General features: G+C 55.9%; 20 protein-coding genes. 14 read left to right on the top strand and 6 right to left on the bottom strand.

The window, feature by feature from the left end; all coding sequences use genetic code 11:
• Positions 1-236: 236 nt before the first annotated feature.
• Positions 237-1625 carry a group II intron reverse transcriptase/maturase gene (ltrA, locus tag ACFIOZ_RS16900; protein WP_386079569.1) on the top strand — a complete coding sequence of 463 codons (1389 nt, stop codon included), beginning with the start codon at positions 237-239 and terminating at the stop codon, positions 1623-1625.
• Positions 1626-1721: 96 nt separating this feature from the next.
• Here ltrA and ACFIOZ_RS16895 read toward each other — a convergent pair whose 3' ends face one another.
• The 4 genes from ACFIOZ_RS16895 to glcD all read right to left on the bottom strand — a co-directional run bounded on the left by ACFIOZ_RS16895 (position 1722) and on the right by glcD (position 6133).
• Positions 1722-2126, bottom strand: coding sequence for a heme-binding protein (locus ACFIOZ_RS16895; RefSeq protein WP_088701969.1), 405 nt, complete (start codon positions 2124-2126; stop codon positions 1722-1724).
• 78 nt (positions 2127-2204) lie between these two features.
• A complete protein-coding gene (gene glcF / locus ACFIOZ_RS16890; protein ID WP_386079869.1) occupies positions 2205-3437 on the bottom strand; it encodes a glycolate oxidase subunit GlcF in 1233 nt (410 codons plus the stop codon).
• 11 nt (positions 3438-3448) lie between these two features.
• Positions 3449-4543 (bottom strand): glycolate oxidase subunit GlcE, encoded by a 1095-nt coding sequence (gene glcE, locus ACFIOZ_RS16885; RefSeq protein ID WP_386079867.1) that lies wholly within the window; start codon positions 4541-4543, stop codon positions 3449-3451.
• Between the two features lie 90 nt (positions 4544-4633).
• Positions 4634-6133 carry a glycolate oxidase subunit GlcD gene (gene glcD / locus ACFIOZ_RS16880; protein ID WP_386079865.1) on the bottom strand — a complete coding sequence of 500 codons (1500 nt, stop codon included), beginning with the start codon at positions 6131-6133 and terminating at the stop codon, positions 4634-4636.
• 254 nt (positions 6134-6387) lie between these two features.
• Here glcD and glcC point away from each other — a divergent pair, with 254 nt between their 5' ends.
• Positions 6388-7167 (top strand): transcriptional regulator GlcC, encoded by a 780-nt coding sequence (gene glcC / locus ACFIOZ_RS16875; protein ID WP_386079864.1) that lies wholly within the window; start codon positions 6388-6390, stop codon positions 7165-7167.
• A 4-nt stretch (positions 7168-7171) separates the two neighbouring features.
• Here glcC and ACFIOZ_RS16870 read toward each other — a convergent pair whose 3' ends face one another.
• A complete protein-coding gene (locus ACFIOZ_RS16870) occupies positions 7172-7855 on the bottom strand; it encodes a GntR family transcriptional regulator (RefSeq protein WP_088701974.1) in 684 nt (227 codons plus the stop codon).
• A gap of 192 nt (positions 7856-8047) precedes the next feature.
• Here ACFIOZ_RS16870 and ACFIOZ_RS16865 point away from each other — a divergent pair, with 192 nt between their 5' ends.
• The 9 genes from ACFIOZ_RS16865 to ACFIOZ_RS16825 all read left to right on the top strand — a co-directional run bounded on the left by ACFIOZ_RS16865 (position 8048) and on the right by ACFIOZ_RS16825 (position 18715).
• On the top strand, positions 8048-8509 hold the full coding sequence (locus ACFIOZ_RS16865) for a GlcG/HbpS family heme-binding protein (RefSeq protein ID WP_226247877.1): 462 nt from the start codon (positions 8048-8050) through the stop codon (positions 8507-8509).
• 315 nt (positions 8510-8824) lie between these two features.
• Positions 8825-9802 (top strand): TRAP transporter substrate-binding protein, encoded by a 978-nt coding sequence (locus ACFIOZ_RS16860; RefSeq protein ID WP_211594699.1) that lies wholly within the window; start codon positions 8825-8827, stop codon positions 9800-9802.
• Positions 9803-9867: 65 nt separating this feature from the next.
• Positions 9868-10428: a TRAP transporter small permease gene (locus ACFIOZ_RS16855; RefSeq protein ID WP_386079861.1), complete on the top strand. Its 561-nt coding sequence runs from the start codon at positions 9868-9870 to the stop codon at positions 10426-10428.
• A 9-nt stretch (positions 10429-10437) separates the two neighbouring features.
• Entirely contained in the window at positions 10438-11721 is a 1284-nt protein-coding gene (locus tag ACFIOZ_RS16850) for a TRAP transporter large permease (RefSeq protein WP_170938610.1), read from the top strand.
• Between the two features lie 69 nt (positions 11722-11790).
• Complete coding sequence (locus tag ACFIOZ_RS16845) at positions 11791-12597, top strand: enoyl-CoA hydratase/isomerase family protein (RefSeq protein WP_386079859.1); 807 nt, start codon at positions 11791-11793, stop codon at positions 12595-12597.
• A gap of 37 nt (positions 12598-12634) precedes the next feature.
• Positions 12635-13822: a CaiB/BaiF CoA transferase family protein gene (locus tag ACFIOZ_RS16840; RefSeq protein ID WP_386079858.1), complete on the top strand. Its 1188-nt coding sequence runs from the start codon at positions 12635-12637 to the stop codon at positions 13820-13822.
• Positions 13823-13923: 101 nt separating this feature from the next.
• Positions 13924-15135 carry a pyridoxal-phosphate-dependent aminotransferase family protein gene (locus tag ACFIOZ_RS16835; protein WP_386079856.1) on the top strand — a complete coding sequence of 404 codons (1212 nt, stop codon included), beginning with the start codon at positions 13924-13926 and terminating at the stop codon, positions 15133-15135.
• Positions 15136-15153: 18 nt separating this feature from the next.
• Entirely contained in the window at positions 15154-18156 is a 3003-nt protein-coding gene (locus ACFIOZ_RS16830) for an FAD-binding and (Fe-S)-binding domain-containing protein (RefSeq protein ID WP_386079855.1), read from the top strand.
• A 34-nt stretch (positions 18157-18190) separates the two neighbouring features.
• Positions 18191-18715, top strand: a complete 525-nt coding sequence (locus ACFIOZ_RS16825; RefSeq protein ID WP_226247866.1) for a gamma carbonic anhydrase family protein — start codon at positions 18191-18193, stop codon at positions 18713-18715.
• A gap of 80 nt (positions 18716-18795) precedes the next feature.
• Here the strand turns inward: ACFIOZ_RS16825 and ACFIOZ_RS16820 are convergent, their stop codons facing one another.
• Positions 18796-20487 (bottom strand): L-lactate permease, encoded by a 1692-nt coding sequence (locus tag ACFIOZ_RS16820; RefSeq protein WP_386079853.1) that lies wholly within the window; start codon positions 20485-20487, stop codon positions 18796-18798.
• Positions 20488-20865: 378 nt separating this feature from the next.
• Between ACFIOZ_RS16820 and ACFIOZ_RS16815 the strand changes: the two genes are divergently transcribed.
• The 3 genes from ACFIOZ_RS16815 (at position 20866) to ACFIOZ_RS16805 (ending at position 22897) form a co-directional block, all read left to right on the top strand.
• Positions 20866-21558: a glutathione S-transferase family protein gene (locus tag ACFIOZ_RS16815; RefSeq protein ID WP_386079852.1), complete on the top strand. Its 693-nt coding sequence runs from the start codon at positions 20866-20868 to the stop codon at positions 21556-21558.
• A gap of 114 nt (positions 21559-21672) precedes the next feature.
• Positions 21673-22362, top strand: a complete 690-nt coding sequence (locus ACFIOZ_RS16810; protein ID WP_386079850.1) for a glutathione binding-like protein — start codon at positions 21673-21675, stop codon at positions 22360-22362.
• Positions 22363-22540: 178 nt separating this feature from the next.
• On the top strand, positions 22541-22897 hold the full coding sequence (locus tag ACFIOZ_RS16805) for a phasin family protein (protein ID WP_386079849.1): 357 nt from the start codon (positions 22541-22543) through the stop codon (positions 22895-22897).
• Positions 22898-23166 lie beyond the last annotated feature (269 nt).

The following is a 23166-nucleotide window of genomic DNA, read 5'->3' as shown; positions in this document are numbered from 1 at the left end:
ACCAAAGCCCGATACTTGCACGGAACGCCATGACGTAAATCCGACAGGCATAAGCGGGAAGGTCGCGCGTCTTACCCTGGGAGGTCTGGTGGTCTGCCACGGTGCTACCGGCGTCGAGAGGCGACGGGATGGATCACCAGACGTCAGCCGAGGCCATAGTAAGTGCCGGTTCACCACGGCACCAAGGGCCGAACATGAAGAACCGCGAGTAGGCGATAACGTCTCGAGGATCGATCATGAAGACAGACCATGACGCGAATACCGTCACTCACCCAGAGGGGCAGGGGCAGTACTCCGAGTCCCAGCCGGTGAGCGTCGAGACGAGCCCGGCGTCGTTATCGTGGACGAAAGCGGAGCCAACCTCGCTCATGGAACGGGTCGTTGACCCGGAAAACATGGAGCGAGCTTACCGTCGGGTGGTTGCCAACAAAGGCGCACCGGGTGTCGATGGCATGATGGTGTATCAGCTAGCCGACCACCTAAAGACGTACTGGCCAACGCTGCGCGAGCGGCTGCTGGCCGATCAGTACCACCCCAGCCCGATCCGAGCAACCACGATCCCTAAGCCCAAGGGTGGGACGCGGCAGCTCGGTATTCCCACGGTTACCGACCGCCTAATCCAGCAAGCGCTGTCCCAGGTACTGATGCCGATCTTCGACCCGGGCTTCTCCGAGTCGAGTTACGGCTACCGCCCCAAGCGGAGCGCCAAGCAGGCCGTCTCGGCCATGAAGGCCCACGTCACCGCCGGTCACCGCTGGGTGGTCGATCTTGACCTGGAAGCCTTCTTCGACCGAGTGAATCACGACCTGCTGATGGCACGGGTCGCGCGGCGCGTTGACGACAAGCGTGTACTGCGTTTGATCCGTCGCTATCTGGAGGCGGGTATGTTCCAGCATGGCTTGCCCACGCCGAGGCGGCGGGGGACACCCCAAGGCGGGCCCCTCAGCCCGCTACTGGCGAACATCCTGCTGGACGACATGGACAAGGCGTTGGAACGCCGAGGCCACCGCTTCTGCCGCTACGCCGACGATGTACAAATCTATGTACGGAGCCGACGAGCAGGCGAGCGGGTCATGGGCAGCTTGAGTGAGTATCTCGAGAGCTCACTTCGGCTGACGGTCAATCGCCGTAAAAGTGCGGTGGATCGGCCATGGCTACGCGGATACCTGGGCTACAGCCTCACTCGGCACAAGCAGTCGAAACTGACGCTCGCCAAGACAAGCCTGACACGCATGATGCAGCGTGTCCGTGAGATCCTGAAACGTGGCAGGGGGCGTAACATCCAACGGGTAATCGAAGGGTTGAGGCCAGTCCTACGAGGATGGGCTAACTACTTCAATCTTGTTGATGTGAAACGCCCCTTGGAAGCACTGGATCAATGGATACGCCGGCGCTTACGCGGCCTGATCTGGCGACAATGGAAACGCCCATCGACTCGGCGTCGGAAGCTGCGAGGGCTAGGCCTAGACGGGCACCGCGCCTGGAAATCGGCGGGGAACGGTCGAGGCCCCTGGTGGAATGCCGGGGCTTCGCACATGAATCAGGCCCTGCCGAGGAAATGGTTTTATGACCAGGGACTGATCTCGGTACTGGATACGGTAAGATGGCTTAAACGTTCTGCATGAACCGCCGTGGTACGGAACCGTATGCCCGGTGGTGTGAGAGGACAGGGGAGGCGACTCCCCTTCCTACTCGATTGTCTGTGCCTTAATTTACCGCTTTTAGCCGGTAATCGCGGCAACACCTGCTTTAGCCACCTGTACATCCTGGTCGGGTTTTACGCCGGAAATGCCCACAGCGCCCACCACATGGCCGTCAACCGTAATCGGCACGCCGCCTGACAGCAGGCCTTGCAGCGGTGCGGTGACAAACGCCGTGCGGCCACCATTAATCATCTCTTCAAATACCTGGGTCTCTTTACGACCTAGCGCCGCACTGCGCGCTTTGTGCGTAGCCACTTCGGCGCTGAAAGGGGCCGCGCCATCCAAGCGACGCAGCGCCAGCAGATGGCCGCCGTCGTCGGTCACCGCGATGGTTACCGGCCAGCTATTGCTGTCCGCCTCTTTCTGCGCGGCATCCAGAACATTCGTTACATCGGCTTGGGCGAGAATGGCTTTTGTTTGCATGTTTTAATCCTTGTTAAGGGAGGGAGTGAAGTGGCCGCGCTGTTAAAAGCCAGCGTGGCCTGACGTTAAGTTTAAATGCTAAGTGAGCGCTGCATCGACGATCTCTACCCAGTGACGTACCGGCGTGCGATTGGCGCCTGCCAAATGGGTTTGGCAGCCGATATTCGCCGTTGCGATCACTTCGGGGTCTCCAGCTTCCAGTGCATTGAGCTTATTGTCACGTAGTTGAGTGGCCAGTTCAGGCTGGGTGATCGAGTAGGTGCCTGCCGAGCCACAGCATAGGTGGGCATCCTGGACCGGGGTTAACGCAAAGCCAAGCTTGCTCAGCACGCCTTCGACAGCACCGTTAAGCTTTTGAGCGTGTTGTAGCGTGCAGGGGCAGTGGAACGCCAGTCGTTGTGACGCGTTTACGCTCAATTCGTCCAGCGGCTCATCGCGCAGGATTTCGACAATATCCTTGGCCAGAGTGCTCACCTTTTGCGCTTTAACGGCATAGTCAGGGTCATCCTTGAGCATATAACCATACTCTTTGACGAAAGCGCCGCAGCCACTGGCGGTTTGCACAATGGCTTCGGTGCCTTGTTCAATATAGGGCCACCAGGCATCAATATTGGCGCGCATACGCGCACGCCCATCGTCCTGGGCGTTGAGGTGAAAATCAACGGCACCGCAGCAGCCTGCTTCAGCCACTGGCGTGACGCTGATGCCGAGGCGATCCAAAATCCGCGCAGTGGCAGCATTGGTATTGGGTGACAGCCCCGGCTGTACGCAGCCCTCCAGTATCAATACCCGCCGGGTATGGCGGTTGGCATCCGGGCGTGCGCCTGCATCTATCGGCGCTGCGGGCATTTTATTGCGCAACTTGATAGGTACCAGTGGCTTAAAGGTTTGCCCCAGCTTTAGCAGCGCTTGGAAACGTTTGGGCTCGACCATCATTTTTCGCAGCACATAGCGCTGGGCCCGCTCACCTGCCGGGCGAGGAACGCGCCGCTCAATTTCGGCACGGCCTATATTCAGCAGCTTGTGGTACTCCACGCCGGAAGGGCAAGTGGTTTCGCAGTTAAGGCAGGTCAGGCAGCGATCAAGATGCAGGCGAGTCTCGTCGGTGACCTGGTCGTCATCGTCGCGGCTCTCCAGCAGCTCCTTCATCAAATAGATGCGCCCGCGGGGGCCATCGCGCTCATCGCCTAACAGTTGGTACGTCGGGCAGGTGGCGTTACAAAAACCGCAGTGAACGCAGGTGCGCAAAATGCGCTCCGCTTCTTGAATATGCGGCTTCTGAAGGTCGGCATCGGTAAAGTGCGTTTGCATGTCAGCTCTCCTTAAAACGCCGCATAAAGGCGACCGGGATTAAAAATGCCATGGGCATCCAGCTCCGCCTTTAAGTTACGGTGATATTTTTCCACTACTGCATTGAGCGGTGTAAACGGCTCAGCGGCGCCGCCTTGGGCGTGGGGTGTATAGCAGGTGGCATGTCCCCCAGCCGCAGCGCAGGCGGCGCGGAGAGTGCCCGCATCCAGAGTTGTTTTCACCCAGCGCTGGCTACCCGCCCAGTCGTAAAAGATATCGCTTTCGGGAATATTCAGCTTTAGCGGTGCGCTGTTGGGGGGGAGTGACAGTCGCCACAGGGCCTGGCCATCGGCACAGGCAAAGAAAGCGTGGGTATGGTCGCGCAACTGGTGCCAGAAACTGGCATCAAGTGGTTCACCACCCAGGCTTGCCAGGGTCGCGCTAACAGAGCTTTTGCCACCCTCCAGGCGCAAAAACAGCTCGCCGTGATGCCAGGCGGCGGCGGTAATCGGTAGCGGCTTGCGCCCCAGTTCGGCGAGCTTTTTAAGCGCCTCATCCAGCCCAAGGGTTAAGCGTAGGCTGTGCGTCGCAGTGGGAATAGGCAGCACTTTAAAGGAGATATCGGTCAATACGCCAAGCGTGCCCTGGGCGCCTGCCATCAGGCGCGACAAGTCGTAACCGGCAACATTTTTCATCACTTCGCCACCAAAGCGAAGCAGCTTGCCCTCTTGGGTGATGATTCGTGTACCCAGTACAAAGTCACGGGCAGCGCCTGCCCAGGGGCGGCGTGGGCCGGAGAGGCCGGTGGCCACGGCGCCACCAATGGTAGACGCTTCACCAAACGTGGGCGGCTCAAAGCCCAGCATTTGGTGCTTCTCCGCCAGTACTTGCTGAAGCTCGCTAAGCCGCGTGCCAGCGCGCACGGTCACTACCAGTTCCACCGGGTCGTAGCTCACGATGCCGCTGTGTTCAGCCATCTGCAGCGCCTGGCCTTCTACCGGTCGGCCATAAAAAGCACGGGTATCGCCGCCTACAATGCGTAGCGGGGTGCGCGCGTCATAGGCACTGCGTACCTGCTCGCACAGAGTCTCGGCGATATCGCGGTCGGCAATCGCTAGTTCGGTCATGGTCTTTCCCACTATTGGTCTTTTCCATTATTCGTTTTGGCTAATTATTGTCTTAGCTTCAGCTTGTCAGCTTGTCAGCTTGGCTCGCTGCTAAAAGCGCGGCAGCTCCGGGTGCGGTAGCTCGTTGTTATGCACATGCATCGCGCCAAACTCGGCGCAGCGCGCCAGCGTTGGAATATTCTTGCCAGGGTTGAGCAGCCGCTGTGGATCAAAAGCGGCTTTCAAGGCGTGAAAAACGCTGATTTCATCCGCCTGAAACTGGCTACACATCTGGTTGATCTTTTCGCGCCCAACGCCGTGCTCGCCAGTGATTGAGCCGCCCGCGGCCACGCAGAGCTCCAGAATCTTGCCGCCCACCTCTTCGGCAAGCGCCAGTTGGCCCTCTTTGTTGGCATCAAACAGGATCAACGGATGCATATTGCCATCGCCAGCGTGAAATACGTTGGCCACCGCCAAGCCGCTCTCTGCGGAGAGCGCGGCAATGCCTTTCAGCACGCGGGGGAGTTCACGGCGGGGGATAGTGCCATCCATGCAGTAGTAATCCGGCGACATGCGGCCCACAGCAGGGAAGGCGTTCTTACGCCCAGCCCAGAACTTGGCGCGCTCGGCTTCATCGCGAGCCTGCTGAATATCGGTGGCACCCGCGGTTTCCAGTACCCGGCGCACGGTATCGCAGTCGTCATCCACATCAGCTTCAACACCATCCAGCTCGCAAAGCAGAATCGCTTCTGCTTCCACTGGGTAGCCTGCTTTGATGAAATCTTCGGCGGCTTTGATGGCGAGTTTATCCATCATTTCCAGACCGCCGGGAATAATGCCTGCAGCGATGATATCGCCGACGGCGCTACCGGCTTTCTCAACATCATCGAAGCTCGCCATCAGCACTTTGGCAGTCTCCGGCTTGGGCAGCAGCTTGACGGTGATCTCTGTGACCACGCCGAGCATGCCCTCCGAGCCGTTTATCAATGCCAGCAGGTCAAAGCCTGGGGCATCAAAAGACTCTGCGCCCAGGGTCATATGCTCGCCTTCAATGGTGAGCACATCGACGCGCATCACGTTATGCACCGTTAGGCCATATTTTAAGCAGTGTACCCCGCCGGCATTTTCCGCCACGTTACCGCCAATGGAGCAGGCTATTTGCGAGGAGGGATCCGGCGCGTAGTAGAGGCCGTAGGGCGCAGCGGCTTCGGAAATTGCCAGATTGCGCACGCCGGGCTGCACCCGCGCCAAGCGGGCATCCGGGTCGACTTTAAGAATTTGATTAAAGCGCGACATGACCAGCAGCACGCCCTGTTCCAGCGGCAAGGCGCCGCCGGAAAGCCCAGTACCCGCGCCGCGGGTGACCACTGGTACGCTAAGCGCATGGCAGCGCTTGAGTAGCGCTTGAACCTGAGCAAAGGTTTCGGGCAGCGCCACCAGCATAGGTAGCACGCGATAGGCCGCCAGCCCATCGCACTCAAAAGGGCGCAGGTCTTCTTCGCGATGCAGCAGCGTCATTTCGGGAACGGCTTGCTGCAGGTCGGTTAAAACCTCGCTTTTATCGCGCTGAACCAGTTTGCCGTCCAGGCGCTCATCAAAGAGGATATTCATCACGACATCCCATGCTTATTATCATTAAAGGTAAATGCTGAAACGGTCTATGGGCCTATTCTGCACGCAACCTATTTCATAGAGCGTTCGTTAAAGGCATGGCCCAATTTGGGCCTTTTTTGTCCGTCTGTCCAGATCGTGGTGCATTGGTCAGACCAGTAATTAGTCGACCCTGTCATATAGAAGCGAAACAGAGATGTCTTCTACTGCGAGTAGTGGCAAGCTGGTAAAACAGTATAGCGAGAGTGACCGTCATGCCTGCGGAGAATCAAGCGTTGACACCCGGACAACGAATGCCTGAACACGTGGCCACCCGGCTGGAGCGGCTGATTCTTGATGGTGTTTTTCGCCCCGGCCAGCTACTTCCTTCTGAGCGGCGGCTGTGTGATCGGCTGGGCGTCTCTCGCGCTTCACTGCGCGAGGGGTTGAGGATTCTGCGCAGCAAGGGAATTATCGATACCCGCCAGGGCCATGGCTCTACGGTGGCTACACTTTTGCCGGTGGGTAACCAGAGCCCGTTGATGCACCTGTTTAAAGATCATCCACGCACGCTGTTTGATCTATTAGAAGTACGCGCCCTGCTGGAGGGGGAGTCGGCGCGGTTAGCCGCGTGCCGCGGCACCTCCGCCGACCGGGTGCTGATCACCCGGCGCTATCGCGAAATGGCTGACTACGCAGAAAGCGCAGAGACCATTGATGTCGAGCGATTGGCGAGGCTGGATCACGCCTTTCATCTGGCGGTTTCCCAGGCATCCCACAACCCGGTGTTGGTGCATACGCTACAGAGCCTCACCGATCTGCTGCTTAGCTCGGTATTTGCCTCGGTCAAACATCTTTATCACTTGCCAGCGCCCAGAGCGATGATCAATCAGCAGCATGCGAAGTTGCATGAGGCAGTCGTCAACGGCGAGCCGGAGCAGGCCGAACAGGTGGCGCTGGAGCACCTCACTAGCATTACCCAACTGCTGCGGGATTTGGAGGAGGAGCACGAGCGGCTAGAGCGCTCCTCTATGCGACTTGAAGAGTGGCAGTAGCTGATTAGCTATTGGCCACACTCTTATCGTCTTCCGTATCGATCACGCCCGCCAAGGTGGCCACTTCAATCTTGTTGCATAGATGGTCACGGAGAATTTGGCCCAGCAATTGGCTATCGCGTTTCTCAAGTGCCGCCATCATATTTTCGTGGTCTTTTACCGCTTGGCTCCAGTAGCGTTCGGTCATCTGTTTGGAGTAACGGACGCGTTTAACACGCTGGCTTAAATTACTATACATTTCTTGCAGTACATCGTTATTGGAGGCTGCCAGAATGCTTTCGTGAATTTGCCTATTAACCTGGAAATAAGGCATTAAGTCGCGGTTGCGATAGTGTACTAGCATCGTATTGTGCAGCTGCCGAATGGCAGCAATTTCAGCGTCGCTAATATGCTGACAGGCAAGTTCTCCCGACAGGCCTTCCAGCGCGGCCATCAGGTCATAAGTGTCTTTAACGTTCTTGAGCGTTAGCCGCACCACCCGTGCACCTCGATTGGGAAGCAACTCAATTAGCCCTTCGGTGGCAAGCACTTTTAGTGCTTCGCGTAGCGGGGTGCGCGAGACGCCAAAGCGGTCACACAGCTGCTTTTCAGAGATGCGCTCACCGGGGGCAAGCTCGCCGTGCTCAATCAGGTCGCCAATTCTATCGGCCACTTCACGATATAAATTACGTTGCAGTATTTTTGTCATGAGTCAGTTCCTTGTCAGTGGTGCGCTCGGTTTACTGCCAAGCTAACCAGACCACCTGGATCGATTTGAGCACGATGCCATATTCGTATAGTGGCTATTGTTTATATGATCTGCAAAAGTAATTATGAATTCAATATTCCTTTGGTGGCATTTTGCCAACCACTGCCTACGACAATAACAAAGGAGAAACCGATGGCCGGACAAGTATTTCATTGCAGCGTGCAGCTCGCCAGAGAGCAGAGTAGGAAGATAGTCGATGGCGCCATGCAACAAGCACGCGATTTGGGGTTGCCGCCGCTGACGATCGTCGTGCTGGACGGCGGCGGGAACTTGGTTGCCGCTGAGCGCGAAGATGGCTGTGCTCCGTTGCGTTTCCCCGTTGCCCAGGGTAAGGCCTACGCCGCTCTAGGCATAGGCATTGCCAGTGGGGTGATTGGCGCACGTAACGCTGAGCGCACAGCGTTTGTTGCCAGTGTTGCAGCAGCCTCCCAAGGACATTTTGTGGCAGTGGCCGGCGGGGTGCCCATTCTTAATGAACAAAACTGCTTGATTGGTGCAGTGGGGGTTAGTGGCGCTTCGTCAGAGGAGGATCAGCAGGCAGCCATCGCGGGTATTGAGTTGGCCGGTTTGCACTGGGGGCTTGAACCGAACTAGGAAATGAGCGGGAAGTGCCGATTAAAAGCGGGCAGATGGCTTATTCAGCCACTGCCCGTTTTTTTATTTATCGCAACGTTTTAATAACTTCTTTAAGAATCAGCTGCTTGAAAAACAATTTGTGCGACGAGACGAAAGTTTAATACCTAATTTTGAATTTTGAATTCAAATTGAAGTGGAAGAGGATCCCTGGAGTAAGTGCCCATCAATAATAAGTAGGCCTGCTCAGGCGTCTCCTTTTGCAGGTGCCATCGGGTGGCAAAGCCACGGTGGCGACAGTGCTAACAACAACAAATGCGTTACCTGGAGTTCACTATGAAATTGCTCAAAACAGCACTCGCAACGGTCGTTGTGACCTTTGGTTTGCAGGCCGCTGCTGCCAACGCAAACACTGAAATTCGACTTGGCCATGTGGGCGGCCCTGGCTCACTATTTGAAATTAGTGCAAACCGCTTTGCCGAACTCGCTAATGAACGCCTGGAAGGCGTTGCCGAAGTGAACGTCTATGGCAACAGCCAACTGGGTGGCGACGAGTCGATGATGCGTCGCCTACGTTTAGGCTCTTTGGATCTATCGCTGCCTTCGACGGTGATGAGCTCGGAATCCGCTCAGTTTGCGCTGTTCGAAATGCCATACTTGATCGAAGACCGCGAGCATATGAAGCGCGTGCGTGAAGAGATCGTTCGTGGCCCACTTTATGACGCTGCCGAGGCGCGTGGATTTAAAATTATTGGTGTGTGGGAAAACGGCTTTCGCCAGATTACTAACAACAAGCGGCCGATCGTTACGCCAGAAGATCTCGAAGGTATAAAGCTGCGGGTTCCAGGCGGCACATGGCGTATCGATATGTTCCGTAGCTACGGCGCGGCACCCTCGCCAATGTCGCTGTCGGAAGTGTTTGTTGCCCTGCAGACAGGCGCAATGGACGGTCAGGAAAACCCCTTCATCCAAACCTACTCATCACGCTTCCACGAAGTTCAAGACTACCTCTCTATCTCTAACCACGTATATACACCTGCCTATCTGACCGCTGGGGCTAGCTGGAATCGTTTACCGGAAGAAGTGCGGACAGTACTCGAAGAAGTGGCCGTTGAGATGGAGGACTTCGTACTCGAAGAGGGCCAACGCCTGGATGATGAAACCCTCATAAAAATGCGCGATGAAGGCATGGAAGTGAATGAAGTCGACTTCGAAGCTTTTGTTGAGGCCTCTGAGACCATCTACAGCAAGTTCGCTGACGAAGTGGATGGTGGCCAGGAAATGATTGACGCCGTGGCTGCTCTTCGCGAGTAAGCAAGCGCCACTCTATTAGGGGTGCGTTGCTACTTGGCGAGGCACCTCGCCTTTCGGAGGTCTCAATGAGTACTTTTACAAAGTTCAAGAACGCCTATTTTGCGTTTCTTGAAGCCATCGTGGTCTTTCTGGTCATTGCGCTTGCCGTCGTCGTGACACTTGGTTTTGTGACCCGCTATCTGGGCTCGCCGCTCAGTTGGTACGACGAACTAGCTGCCGCGTTGCTGGCCTGGGTGACCTACTACGGTACCGCATTAGCAGCCGCAAAAGGTGCGCATATAACCTGCCCCAGCGTGTTGAACATGTGTCCACCCGCTATTCGAGTGCCCATCGCCCTGTTAGCTGAAGCCATTACGATCGGGTTCTTTGTTTTCCTGGGCCTCGCCAGCTACCAAGTCATGCTGATTCTCGAAGGGGTTGGCATGGTAAGCCTCCCTGGTGTCTCTATGCAGCTGGTTCACTCAGCGATTCCCGTCGCTGCTGTGCTGTTCATCATTGCCGAACTGCTGCGGCTGCCTGACGTGGTTAAAAGCGCTCGAGGGAGAGGCTTTATTGATCATGAGCTTGAAGAAGCCGGTATCGACGCGGAAGAAGTCGCCTCCGTCAGCACACATCAGCGAGGGTAAGTAGCTACCATGGTGATACTGTACATATTTATAGCGCTGATACTGCTTATTCTGATTAACGTGCCGGTCGCCGTTGCCTTGGCACTGGTCGGCACCATTGCCACCTTTATGACATATGGAAACATGGCGATGCCTACGGTTGGCATGACCATGTTTGAGGGGGCGACCAACTTTCCGCTCATCGCAATACCGCTGTTTATTTTAGCCGGTGCCATTATGAACGCCTCGAGTATTTCGCGGCGCCTGATCGACCTGGCCATGGCAATGGTGGGGTTCATCAAGGGTGGCTTGGCGATGGTGACCATTGGCGCTTCGGTTTTCTTCGCCGAAATCTCCGGGTCGGCAGTGGCGGGTGTATCGGCGATCGGCAGTATTCTGATTCCTGCAATGCGCAAGAAAGGCTACTCAAAAGAGTTTGCTGCTTCTATATCTTCATCCGCTGCAAGTCTGGCGATTATCCTGCCGCCCTCTATCCCGATGATTCTTTACGCGGTGATGTCGGGTGAGTCAGTGGTGCAGATGTTTGTGGCCGGTATTTTGCCAGGCTTGCTGGGCGCGATGGGTTTAGCCGCAATGTGCTACTACTTGGCACGCAAGAATAACTTCCCTTCTGAGGGGCGTTTCCGGGTTTCGCAACTTTGGATTGCCTTTAAAGATGCAATCTGGGCACTGCTGATCCCCGTTATTATCCTGGGCGGTATCTTTGGCGGCTTCGTTACCGCGACCGAAGGTGCGGCGCTGGCAGTGTGTGTGGCTATCTTTATCAGTGCAGTGGTTTATCGGGAATTCACCATCAGGAATTTTATTGATTCTTGTAAAAGTGCTGGTGTGCAAACAGCCGTGGTTATGCTGTTGGTGGCTGCGTCCGCAGTGGTAGGTGGCTACCTTACCGAAACCCGAGTACCTCAAGAAATCGCCATGCAGATCAGCGAGCTAACCAATAATAAATATCTTATTTTGGCGCTGCTCAATGTCATCTTCCTGATTTTGGGTATTTTTCTGCATTCAGCAGCGGCGATTATCTTGGTCGTGCCCATTGTATTGCCGTTGGTTATAGAGGTCGGTATCGACCCTCTCCATTTCGGTTTGATCGTGACCCTGAACCTGGCCATCGGCCAGCAAACGCCACCGGTGGCCAGCGTACTCATTGCGTCTTGTTCAATCGCTAAGTCAGACGTATGGGCCACGTCCAAAACCAATTTGTGGTTTATCGCCGTTCTGTTCGCCGTGTTAATGATCAACACCTATATCCCCGCGTTTGCGCTGGCATTAGTGAATTTTGTTTATGGCTAAGCAGGCGACCTGTGGGCGTGCTATGTCGGGCGCTAACGTCCGGCAGCGCGCGGCAGAAAGGAGAAGCTGATGAGCAGCACAAACGAACGACAACTCGTCGACAGCGTTACATTCGCCGTTCGCAATGGCGTGGCCTGGATAGGCTTCAATCGTCCCCAGAGCCGCAATGCCATGACCTGGGAGATGTACGACGCCCTGGAAAAGCACTGCGACCAGCTGGCCGAGGATGACACTGTGTATGCCGTGGTTCTTCACGGTGTGGGTGGTGAAGCCTTTGTCGCCGGTACCGACATCAGCCAGTTTTCGGGCTTTAGTAAGTCTGAAGATGCGATTGGCTATGAGCGGCGCATTGACCGTGTGGTGGGCAAACTCGAAACCTTTCCCAAGCCAACCCTGGCGCTGATTGAAGGCGCCTGTGTCGGTGGCGGTGCGGCGATTGCGCTGGTGTGTGACTTCCGCTACGCCACACCAGCGCTGAAATTTGGCGTGCCGATTGCCAAAACGCTGGGCAATACGCTTTCGATTAACAATGTTACTCGCATGATCGACATGCTTGGCGTTGCACGCACTAAAGAAGCGCTGATGATGGCGCGGTTGTTTGGTGCTGACGAAGCCCATGCGGCGGGCCTGATAAATCAGCTGTTTGACGCTGATGCGATTTACGCCGAAGTGGCTGCGCTGGCGGAAGCCTTTGCCAAGCGCGCGCCATTGACGCTTCAGGCCAGTAAGGCACTGATTGGCCGAGCGATAGAGGAGCGAAGACTCCCTGCAGAGGCCAGCGACGACTGGGTAACCACCTGCTACATGAGCCGGGATTTCGCCGCGGCGGTGGATAAGTTTGTCAATAAAACGCCCTTTGAGTGGTCTGGCCACTAGCGTTAGCGTTTAAAACTTCACATTAGGAGGAGAGCGCATGCTTCCCCTACAAGATATAAAAGTGCTCGATGTATCACAGATTATGGCAGGCCCCTACTGCACCATGGTGCTGGCCGATATGGGTGCTGAAGTCATCAAAGTCGAGAAGCTCAACGGCGGGGACGACAGCCGCCAAATGGGCCCTTACGTCAACGGCGAGTCGACCTGTTTTTCGCAGATTAACCGCAACAAAAAGAGCATATCGCTCAATCTTAAAGACGAGCGGGCGCGGCAAATCTTCTACCGCTTGGCCGCTGATGCCGATGTTATTGTCGAGAACTACCGGCCCGGGGTGACCAAGTCGCTTGAGATCGACTACGACACGATCAAAGCCATCAACCCTGGCATCGTCTACTGCTCCATTTCAGGCTATGGCCAAACCGGGCCCTATAGCCACAAAGGGGGCTTTGATCTGGTCGCGCAGGGCATGACAGGTTTGATGTCGATGACCGGGGAGGAGGGCAAGCGCCCACTGAAAACCGGTATCGCGGTTTACGATATTGGCGGTGGCTTAACCGCGGCGTATTCGATTCTTGCCGCCTGCATCCACAAGATGAAAACCGGCGCCGGGCAGCATATCGATATCGCCATCACCGAGTGTGGTCTGCCCTGGTTTACCTGGGAAGCGGCGGCTTACTTCTCGGAAGGCACGGTACCAGGGCCAACGGGCTGGCGCCACCGTGTCTCCGCCCCTTATCAAGCAGTCAAAGCAAGCGATGGCTTTTTGATGCTCGGCTGCGCCAACCAGCGCACTTGGGAGCGTTTCTGCCAGGATGTCTTAAAGCGCGAAGAGCTCATGCAAGACCCACGCTTTATTACCAACCAGGATCGAGGTCAACACGTTGAAGCGCTGGAAACGCTGCTGGAAGAGCTGATGGCGGATAAAAGCGTCGATGAGTGGTTAGCACTGTGTGATAGCGCTGGCGTGCCCGCCGGGCCAATCAACGACTTCGCTCAGGCCATGCAGGATGAACACTACTTAGCACGGGGAATGGTGCAGGAGATGGAGCATCCGGTCATCGGCAAAATGAAAACCATCGGATTTCCCAGCAAATTCTCAGCGACACCGTCGCAAATTCGCAGCCCCGCACCACTGTTTGCCCAGCATACCGATGAAGTGCTCGACAGCTTAGGGTTCTCTGGCGCTGAGCTTGATGCGTTACGTGCTGAAGGATGCATCAAATAGCGCTTTTTTTGATGTGAGTAATTGCATTCATTATCCATTTTGAATAACGCTAATCGATAGAGCTAGCGCTTAGCCTGACAACAACAAACAGGAACCTCATCATGTTAAAGCTTAATTTTCACCCATCCGGTCGTCACTTTTTGCAGATTCCTGGCCCTTCACCGGTGCCAGACCGTATTTTGCGGGCGATGAGCCTGCCCACCATCGACCATCGTGGGCCTGAGTTTGGTGCGTTAGGGCTTGAGTTACTGAGCAAGATTCAAAAAATCTTCAACACCGAGAATCCGGTCATTATCTACCCGGCATCGGGCACGGGGGCCTGGGAAGCGGCGTTGGCCAATACCATGTCGCCGGGTGACCGTGTATTGATGTTCGAGACAGGGCACTTCGCTACGCTGTGGCACAAAATGGCCTTGCGTTTGGATGTGCAGCCCGAGTTTTTGGGTTTGCCGGGCTATGAAGGTTGGCGCCACGGTGTTCAGGCCGACATGATCGAAGCGCGCCTGAAAGAGGATACCAACCACGAGCTTAAAGCGGTCTGTGTGGTGCATAACGAGACTTCGACCGGCGTGACCAGCGACATTGCCGCCGTGCGTAAAGCCATTGATGCAGCGGGCCACCCGGCACTGCTGATTGTCGATACCATTTCCGGGTTGGCCAGCGCCGAGTACCGCCATGATGAGTGGGGCGTTGATGTCACCGTCTCCGGCTCGCAAAAAGGCCTGATGCTGCCACCGGGCATTAGCTTTAACGCGCTCTCGCCAAAAGCGATTGAAGCCAGCCAGCAGGCAAAACTGCCTAAAAGCTTCTGGGCTTGGGATGAAATTTTAGAAGCCAACAAAAACGGCTACTGGCCCTACACGCCCAGCACCAACCTGTTGTACGGCCTGAATGAAGCGCTGGATATGCTGCTGGATGAAGGCATGGACAACGTGCTGGCCCGCCACCAGCGCTGGGCCGCTGGGGTGCGTGCGGCGGTAGAGGCGTGGGGGCTTGAGATTCAGTGCTTGGATCCGTCTGTTTACTCGCCGGTGCTGACTGGCGTGGTGATGCCTGAAGGTGTCGATGCAGATGCGGTGCGCAAGATTATCTATGAGCGTTTTGACCTCTCATTAGGCATGGGACTGGGCAAGGCCAAAGGAAAAATGTTCCGTATTGGCCACTTGGGCGATTGCAATGACCTTACGCTGATTGCCACCCTGGGCGGCTGTGAAGCGGGCATGAAGCTGTCCGGGGTTAATCTCAAAGGCAGCGGCGTGACGGCAGCGCTGGACTACTTTGCGGCTAACCCGCTAAACGCAGGCAAGCGCTAAACGACGGGGGAGAGCCATATGACGTCTCTGACGAACCAACACCCGTCCCGTGATGCCAAGATTAAACCGCTCGGCGAATTAGCCGAGCGTTTATCCCGAGAAATAGCGGGGGAGGTGCTGTTTGATCGGGCAACCCGTGGGCGCTACGCAACCGACGCCTCCATTTATCAGGTGACGCCGGTGGGTGTGGTGATTCCACGCCATCAGCAAGATCTGAAAATAGCGTTGGATATTGCTCGTGATGCCAAGATACCGATCTTGGCCCGGGGCGCGGGTACCAGCCAGTGTGGCCAAACCGTCGGTGAAGCGCTGGTGATCGACACTACCCGCTGGCTTAATCAAGTGGTTGAGTTCGATGTCGAGGCGCGCACCGTGGTGGTCGAGCCCGGCATGGTGCTGGATCATCTCAACGCCTGGCTTAAACCCCACGGGCTCTGGTATCCAGTCGACGTTTCCACCAGCGCCCAGTGCACCATCGGCGGTATGGCGGGCAATAACTCCTGCGGATCGCGCTCGATCTACTACGGCAACATGGTGCACAACGTGCTGGGCGTGGACGCGCTATTGGCGGATGGCAGCGCGGCGAGTGTTGGTTTCGTTGACAACTTCGCAGAGGGCTCTCGTGAACAGCGCCTTGCCCAGCAGGTGAGAGCGATTGCGGAGCGTGTGGGCCCGGAAATTCGTGATCACTTTCCTAAAGTGCTGCGTCGGGTCGGTGGCTACAACCTGGATCTGTTCGATTGCCAGAACCCAATGCCTTACGACCCAGACCATCGCGCCAACCTGGCTCACTTGCTGGTGGGGTCGGAAGGTACGCTAGGGGTAAGCCAACGCATCAAACTCAGACTGTCACCGCTGCCCGAGCAGAAGGTGTTGGGGGTGGTGAACTTCCCGACCTTCTACCAGGCGATGGATTTTACCCAGCATATCGTCAAACTTGGCCCCACGGCGGTGGAGCTGGTTGACCGCACCATGATCGAGCTGTCGCTGGAGAACCCCGCGTTCCGCCCGGTCATTGAAAAAGCGCTAATCGGCAAGCCGGAAGCCATTCTTCTCGTGGAGTTTGCCGGTCACGACCACGCAGCGCAGCTTGAGGCACTGCGCGGGCTTAATGAGCTAATGGGCGATTTAGGCCTGCCGAGAAGCGTGGTGGATATGCCCGAGGCCGCCGAGCAGAAAGCGCTATGGAACGTGCGCAAAGCCGGGCTCAACATCATGATGAGCATGAAGGGCGACGGTAAGCCGGTCTCGTTTATTGAAGATTGTGCGGTGCCACTTGAACACTTGGCCGAGTACACCGATAAGCTCACCGAGGTATTTAACCGCTACGGCACGGAGGGTACTTGGTACGCCCACGCAGGCGTTGGCACGCTGCACGTGCGGCCAATTCTCGATATGCGCCGGGATGGCGCGGAGAAAATGCGTGAAATCGCCGAGCTGGCCTCCGCGTTAGTGCGCGAATACAAAGGCGCCTACTCCGGCGAGCATGGCGACGGTATCTGCCGTGGCGAGTGGGTGGCGTGGCAGTTTGGCGAAACGGTCAACAATGCCTTCCGCGAAATAAAGCAGCTGTTTGACCCTGAGAACCTGTTTAATCCCGGTAAAATCGTTGATACCCCCAAAATGGATGACGAGCGCTATTTTCGTTTTCCGAAAAGTTACACCACAATCCCGCTAACCCCGGTATTTGATTGGTCTGCCTGGAACGTGAAGCGCGACCCGCTTACCGGCGAGCAAACCGCTCCAGGCTCCGGCGGCGACGCCACCCATGGCTTGGCCATGGCGGTGGAGATGTGCAACAACAACGGTCACTGCCGCAAGTTTGATGCGGGCACCATGTGCCCCAGCTTCCGTGTAACGAAAGATGAGCAGCACCTGACTCGCGGCCGAGCCAATACGCTGCGCTTGGTGCTCTCGGGGCAGCTAGGTGATGAAGGGCTGGCCAGTGACGATGTGAAAGAGGCGCTGGATCTCTGCGTATCGTGCAAGGGCTGCAAGCGTGACTGCCCTACGGGCGTGGATATGGCCAAGTTCAAGATAGAGGCGCGTACTGCCCGTGCTCGTGTTAAAGGCTTATCGCTGCGTGATCGGATGGTCGGTGAAATGCCGCGTTACGCACCCTGGGCTAGCAAGTTTTCTGCCCTGGTAAATGGCGCTGAGCGAGTGCCGTTTCTGGCTAAGCAGATCAAGCAGGCGCTAAAGCTGGCGCCCCAGCGCTCGCTGCCGGTATTTAACGGTAATTTTCTCGCCAGTGCCGAGGCGACTAGGCAGCCAGTCACCTCTGAGTGGGAAGTGCTGCTGTTTGTGGATACCTTCAATAACTATATGGAGGGCGACAACGCCAAAGCGGCCAAGCGGGTGCTGGAAGCGGCGGGCTACCGCGTACATCTCAATGTGACCAAGGGACAGCGGCCACTCTGCTGTGGGCGTACCTACCTCTCTTCCGGTCAGTTTGATAAAGCCAAGGCTGAAGCCAAGCGTACCCTTAAGCACCTGATGCCGTTTGTAGAGCGGGGCGTGGCGATAGTGGGCCTGGAACCCTCTTGTTTGCTCAGCATGCGCGATGAGTTCCGGCAGTACGGCTTTGGCGAAGAAGCGAAGGCGCTGTCGGAATCCGCTTATCTGTTTGAAGAGTTTTTGGTCAAAGCGCGTGCGGCGGATCAGCTTCCCCTTGAACTTAAGCCGCTGAACTACGAACGGGCCATGCTACACGGCCACTGCCATCAAAAGGCGTTTGATGCACTGCGTCCCGTCGAGCAGGTGCTGGGTTGGGTTCCCAATCTCAAAGTCGAGACTATAGAGTCCTCCTGCTGTGGAATGGCGGGCAGCTTCGGCTACGAAGCAGAGCACTACGATGCCTCGATAAAAATGGCAGAGCTGTCGCTACTGCCCGCTATTCGCAAGTCGGATAGCAAGGCGGTGCTGATTGCCGATGGCACCAGCTGTCGCCATCAGATTCACGATGGCAGCGGCCGCGAGGCGATTCACGTTGCTCGATTGCTGGAACAAGCGCTAGCCTGAACGCGGTACACCAATAATAACCTAGGAGGTCTCCGTGGCCATTTACCAATACGGCGAGCACCAGCCCAACATCCATGACGATGTCTATATTGCGGAAACGGCGGATGTTATCGGTCAGGTAACGTTAAAATCCCGCGCTAGCGTCTGGTATCAGGCCGTGCTACGTGGTGATAGCGATCACCTTGAAGTGGGCGAAGAGAGCAACATTCAGGACGGTGCCGTACTGCACGCTGATCCCGGTTTTCCGCTCAAAGTTGGCAAAGGCGTGACGGTTGGGCATCAAGCCATGCTGCATGGCTGCACTGTGGGCGATGGCTGCTTAATCGGTATCCAGGCCGTCGTGCTCAATGGCGCGGTGATTGGGGAGAATAGCCTGGTCGGTGCTGGTGCTTTTATTAAGGAGGGCGCGGTGTTTCCGCCCAACTCGTTAATTGTGGGCTCCCCTGCCAGGGTCGTTAGAGAGCTTTCAGAGGAAGCGGTGGCGGGTATGAAGAAGAATGCCCAGGGCTACGTGGAGCGCGGTAAGCGCCACAGCCAAGAGCTAAAACGGATTGGCTAGGGGGTAAACAGCAACCCCCCAGGCCAAGACCTGGGGGGTTGTGCTTCTTCTAACGTAGCGCTAACGACCACATCTTCACATCACATCAATGGATCCGTAACGCCAATAACGTAGAACGCAACCAGCGCGATGATGCCGGTAAAGATGAGGTAGTAGAGGGTGGGCAGAATCGTCTTACGGATCGTTGCACCCTCGCGGCCCAGCAACCCGACCGTGGCGGATGCGGCCACCACGTTATGGATAGCGATCATGTTACCCGCCGCGGCACCGACTGCCTGCAGCGCCACCATCATGGCCGTGGAAAGCCCCAGGGTTTCAGCAACGCTGAACTGGAATTCCGCCAACATCAGGTTAGATACCGTGTTGGAGCCTGCAATGAAGGCGCCCATCGCTCCAACCGCGGGGGCAAAGAAGGGATAAATACCGCCCACACTGTCGGCTACTGCCTGGGCCATCATCACCGGCATCGAAACAAGATCCGCACCGTTGACGCCAGAGTTGATCAAAATACGCACCATCGGCACGGTAAAGATCAACACGAAGCCAGCACCAAAAATCGTTTTGGTCGATTCAGACACCGCGGCGCTGATTTTTTGCGGATTCATACGGTGCAGGAAGTAGGTGACGATGACCACGGCAATAATAATACCGCCCGGCAGATAGAGCGGCTGAACGCCACCGCTTACGCCCGCTTCGCCAAGGATATTATTCCAACTGAGGTTGATCGAGGTCAGCGCGTTACGCAACGGCTCGATGGTGCGTGAGGCCACCAAGAACAGTGCCAGCAGTACGTAGGGTACCCAGCCTTTGAATGTGGACATAGGCGCTCTACCAACAACGTCTTCAAGCTTGATCTGCAGGTTACCGATCCACTCGTCTGGCCAAGAGGAGGACTCGGGGAAATCCCAGGTATCTTTTGGCATCAAAAAGCCGCGTTTGGCAGCGGGAACCACAATGGCCAGGCCCACCATCGCGCCGATCATTGAAGGGAATTCAGGGCCCAATAGCACGCCTACCAGCATGTAAGGCACTACGAAGCAAATACCGGTAAAGATGGCGAAAGGGGTAATCGACAGTCCCTCTTTCCACGATTTATTAGCACCAAAGAAGCGCACCATCACGGTGACCAGAATCAGCGGCATTAAAATACCCACGATACCGTGCGTAATCGCCACTTCGCTGGTCACAAGCTGGAAGAAGACATCCCAGCTAGAGCCTACCGAGTCGAGTTCGGCGCTAATACCAGCACGATCCAGGCCACTGCCGACCCCGACCACAATAGGCGTGCCTACTGCGCCAAACGAGACCGGCGTTGATTGAATCATCATACCCACGACCACCGCTGCCAACGCCGGGAAGCCGAGAGCAACCATCAGCGGTGCGGCAACGGCGGCGGGCGTACCGAAGCCTGAAGCGCCTTCGATAAAGCAGCCAAACAGCCAGGCAACAATCAGCGCCTGAACGCGACGGTCAGGGCTAATGCCTGAAAAGCCGTTGCGAATAGCGGTAATACCACCCGAGTGCTTAAGGGTGTTAAGCAGCAGGATGGCGCCAAAGATGATCCACAAAAGACCAGCGGTTTGAATCAAACCTTGAATAGTCGACGCCGCCACGCGGCTAAACGACATATCCCAAGCGGTTAAGCCAATAATGGCGGCGGTCAGGAAAACAATTGGCATCGCTATCTTGGCAGGTATTTTAAACCCGATGAGCAAAATACCGGCCAGCAACAGCGGCAGGAAGGCCAGAAGTGCAAGTATCGTCTCGTTCATGGAAGGAACTGCCCCTTGTTATTGATTTGGTATGCTCCGCAATAACCGTCTGGCAGTTGTGCCACCAGTCGGATGTAGGTGAAAGATACGGTTAGGTTAACCATATGACTACATTGGAAAATTGGTCTTACCAGTTTTGTGCCTATTAAGAATGCCGCTTTATACGGATTTTGTTTTTCTAGTTACTTGTTTTTAAATAATTTTTATTCAGGTAGGTAGGAGTGCTAGCAAGCGGAGCCATTAGACTAATAGACAGTACAGTTGCCATTGGCTGGATAAGTACAGCGCTCGCTAGTTGCGTCGTAGCAGGCTTACGCTCATTGTTACTAACTGAAGTGCTTTTTACGCATTATGATCAACCACACGGAGGTTATGGCAGTGGCAATTACTCTTTATGATCTATGCGGCCGGGACGAACGGCTACGTTTCTCACCTTACTGCTGGCGCGTACGCATGGCGCTTGCCCATAAAGGGCTGGAATACACCACCGTGGCATGGCGCTTTCTTGACAAACAAGCGCTGGAATTCGCTGACTACGACAAAGTGCCGGTACTTTGCGACGGCGATCAGGTGGTGACCGACAGTTTTGAGATCATGCGCTACCTGGATAAGGCGTATCCCGAGGCGCCCGTACTGGGGGAGGGCGTCAGCTATCAGCGGGTATTAATGTTCAAATACTTTGTAGAACGCAGCGTCAATCCTGCGCTATTCCGCACTATTGCCATGGACTTATTCGCCGCCGTCCATCCCGATGACCGCGCCTATTTCCGTGAAACCCGCGAGGCGAGGTTTGGCTGCACGCTGGAAGAGTTCCATCAGCCCGAGCAGGGTAAGCAGCAGCTTAAACAGGTGCTGGCACCGTTGCGTGACATGCTGCGGGAAAGCGCATTTTTAGACGGTGATTCTCCCAGTGGCTCAGACTACCTGCTGTTTGGCAGCATGATGTGGGCGTATGTCGTGTCGACACAGCAACTTGTCGAACCTGGCGACCCAGTGGATGAGTGGTTTAAGCGCATGCTCAGCGTTCATGATGGCGCGGCCGCGAATGCTCTGACGGTGCGTGATATATAGTGTCAACGACGTGATATAGCTAACAGCGGCGGTACGCTAACGTACCGCCTGATAAATTTGAAAGCGTGATAGTCTCATCGTGAGAGTAACAACGCTTTCGTCAAGGAGATGGCAATGATTGACCTGTACTACTGGACAACACCTAACGGCCATAAAATCTCCATTATGCTCGAAGAAGCCAAGCTGGCGTACCGAGTGAAGCCGATTAACATTGGCCGAGGCGAGCAGTTCGATCCTGAGTTTCTCACTATCGCCCCCAATAACCGCATTCCCGCCATTGTCGACCACGCCCCGCAGGATGGCGGCCAGCCGCTGTCGATGTTTGAGTCGGGCGCAATCCTTGAGTATTTGGCCGACAAGAGCGGCCTCTTCTTACCCGCTGCAGGCCGTGAGCGCTATATCGTATTGCAGTGGCTGCATTGGCAAATGGGCGGATTAGGGCCGATGGCAGGCCAAAACCACCATTTTTGTCACTATGCACCGCAAAAGATCGAGTACGCCATTGAGCGCTACGTGCGTGAAACCAACCGGCTTTACAGCGTGTTAGACCAACGGCTGGCGCACCACACCTATGTGGGAGGCGACGAATACTCGATTGCCGATATGGCGATCTACCCCTGGATTGTGCCTTGGGAAAAGCAGCGTCAAACGATAGAGGAATTCCCCGACCTAGAGCGCTGGTTCGAGATGATCAAAGCACGCCCTGCGGTGCGCCGGGCTTACGCATTGGTCGAAGACGTTAACCCCCAGGCAGGGGTGGAAATGGACGAGCAGGCGCGTAAGCACTTGTTCGGTAACCGCTAGTAGTCGGCTACCGTCAGCCTTATTCTTGATCTGCGAGTGAGCATGCGCAGCATGAGGGAAAATCATGTTGCGCTGCACAAAAAGCACTGCTAGCTTTAAAGACAGCAAAGGCAAAACCTGAGTAAGAACCGCCTAATCAGGCGCGTTTATGTGCTAGCTCACTCTTGGAGGTATAATGATGAATAAAGCAACTGATAAAACCACGCAGCAGCTCGAGTCCGTTTTTGTTTCACCGATGCGCTCTTACACACTGACCGCGCTGGATTATTATGACCAGCTGTTCAGTGCCCAGATGGATGCCGCCCGTGCCTACTCGGATATGGCGATTGCGCAAGCGCGCACCTGGCTTGACGTAAAAGACCCCGACAGCTTCAAAAAGGCTCTGGAAAGCCAGCAGAAAACGGCGAGCGATTTCATGGAGCGCGTAAAAGGCGACACGGAAAAAGTCACCTCTATCAGCAAAAGTTTTGCTGAAGATAGCCAGAAGCAAGCAGAAGAAACCACTAAGAAAGCGGTAGAGACTGCCAAGCAGTAATCGAATAGGCAGTCGTCGAAAAGTAATACCGCTTAACAGCGCCGCGCCCCAAGGGACGCGGCGTTTTTGTAGTGCGCCAGGCATGGCGCGCAGCGCCTTGACCGGCGCTGTTCCTGGGGGTGGTGCTTCAGGATGACTTGGGGGTGAAAGTCCCCTGCACGCCCGGCAAGGGGAAGTGCTAGCCGACGGCAAGGGTGTCCCTCGCGAGGGGGAATCCAAAGGCAGCCCGAGGCAAAACGCTGGCCTGACGAACAGGAAGCGGATACGAG

The organism is Vreelandella sp. F11, from assembly GCF_042466685.1.
GTDB lineage: Bacteria > Pseudomonadota > Gammaproteobacteria > Pseudomonadales > Halomonadaceae > Vreelandella.
This window is presented reverse-complemented; position numbering and strand designations above follow the sequence as displayed.

Bases quoted from the DNA above. Each gene is read 5' to 3' on its own strand.
- ACFIOZ_RS16820 (WP_386079853.1), bottom strand. From the start codon at position 20,487: ATGAACGAGACGATACTTGCACTTCTGGCCTTCCTGCCGCTGTTGCTG.
- ACFIOZ_RS16895 (WP_088701969.1), bottom strand. From the start codon at position 2,126: ATGCAAACAAAAGCCATTCTCGCCCAAGCCGATGTAACGAATGTTCTG.
- glcC (WP_386079864.1), top strand. From the start codon at position 6,388: ATGCCTGCGGAGAATCAAGCGTTGACACCCGGACAACGAATGCCTGAA.
- ACFIOZ_RS16850 (WP_170938610.1), top strand. From the start codon at position 10,438: ATGGTGATACTGTACATATTTATAGCGCTGATACTGCTTATTCTGATT.
- glcD (WP_386079865.1), bottom strand. From the start codon at position 6,133: ATGAATATCCTCTTTGATGAGCGCCTGGACGGCAAACTGGTTCAGCGC.
- glcE (WP_386079867.1), bottom strand. From the start codon at position 4,543: ATGACCGAACTAGCGATTGCCGACCGCGATATCGCCGAGACTCTGTGC.
- ACFIOZ_RS16865 (WP_226247877.1), top strand. From the start codon at position 8,048: ATGGCCGGACAAGTATTTCATTGCAGCGTGCAGCTCGCCAGAGAGCAG.
- ACFIOZ_RS16870 (WP_088701974.1), bottom strand. From the start codon at position 7,855: ATGACAAAAATACTGCAACGTAATTTATATCGTGAAGTGGCCGATAGA.
- ACFIOZ_RS16855 (WP_386079861.1), top strand. From the start codon at position 9,868: ATGAGTACTTTTACAAAGTTCAAGAACGCCTATTTTGCGTTTCTTGAA.
- ACFIOZ_RS16810 (WP_386079850.1), top strand. From the start codon at position 21,673: ATGATTGACCTGTACTACTGGACAACACCTAACGGCCATAAAATCTCC.
- ACFIOZ_RS16840 (WP_386079858.1), top strand. From the start codon at position 12,635: ATGCTTCCCCTACAAGATATAAAAGTGCTCGATGTATCACAGATTATG.
- ACFIOZ_RS16835 (WP_386079856.1), top strand. From the start codon at position 13,924: ATGTTAAAGCTTAATTTTCACCCATCCGGTCGTCACTTTTTGCAGATT.
- ACFIOZ_RS16860 (WP_211594699.1), top strand. From the start codon at position 8,825: ATGAAATTGCTCAAAACAGCACTCGCAACGGTCGTTGTGACCTTTGGT.
- ltrA (WP_386079569.1), top strand. From the start codon at position 237: ATGAAGACAGACCATGACGCGAATACCGTCACTCACCCAGAGGGGCAG.
- ACFIOZ_RS16845 (WP_386079859.1), top strand. From the start codon at position 11,791: ATGAGCAGCACAAACGAACGACAACTCGTCGACAGCGTTACATTCGCC.
- ACFIOZ_RS16830 (WP_386079855.1), top strand. From the start codon at position 15,154: ATGACGTCTCTGACGAACCAACACCCGTCCCGTGATGCCAAGATTAAA.
- glcF (WP_386079869.1), bottom strand. From the start codon at position 3,437: ATGCAAACGCACTTTACCGATGCCGACCTTCAGAAGCCGCATATTCAA.
- ACFIOZ_RS16805 (WP_386079849.1), top strand. From the start codon at position 22,541: ATGAATAAAGCAACTGATAAAACCACGCAGCAGCTCGAGTCCGTTTTT.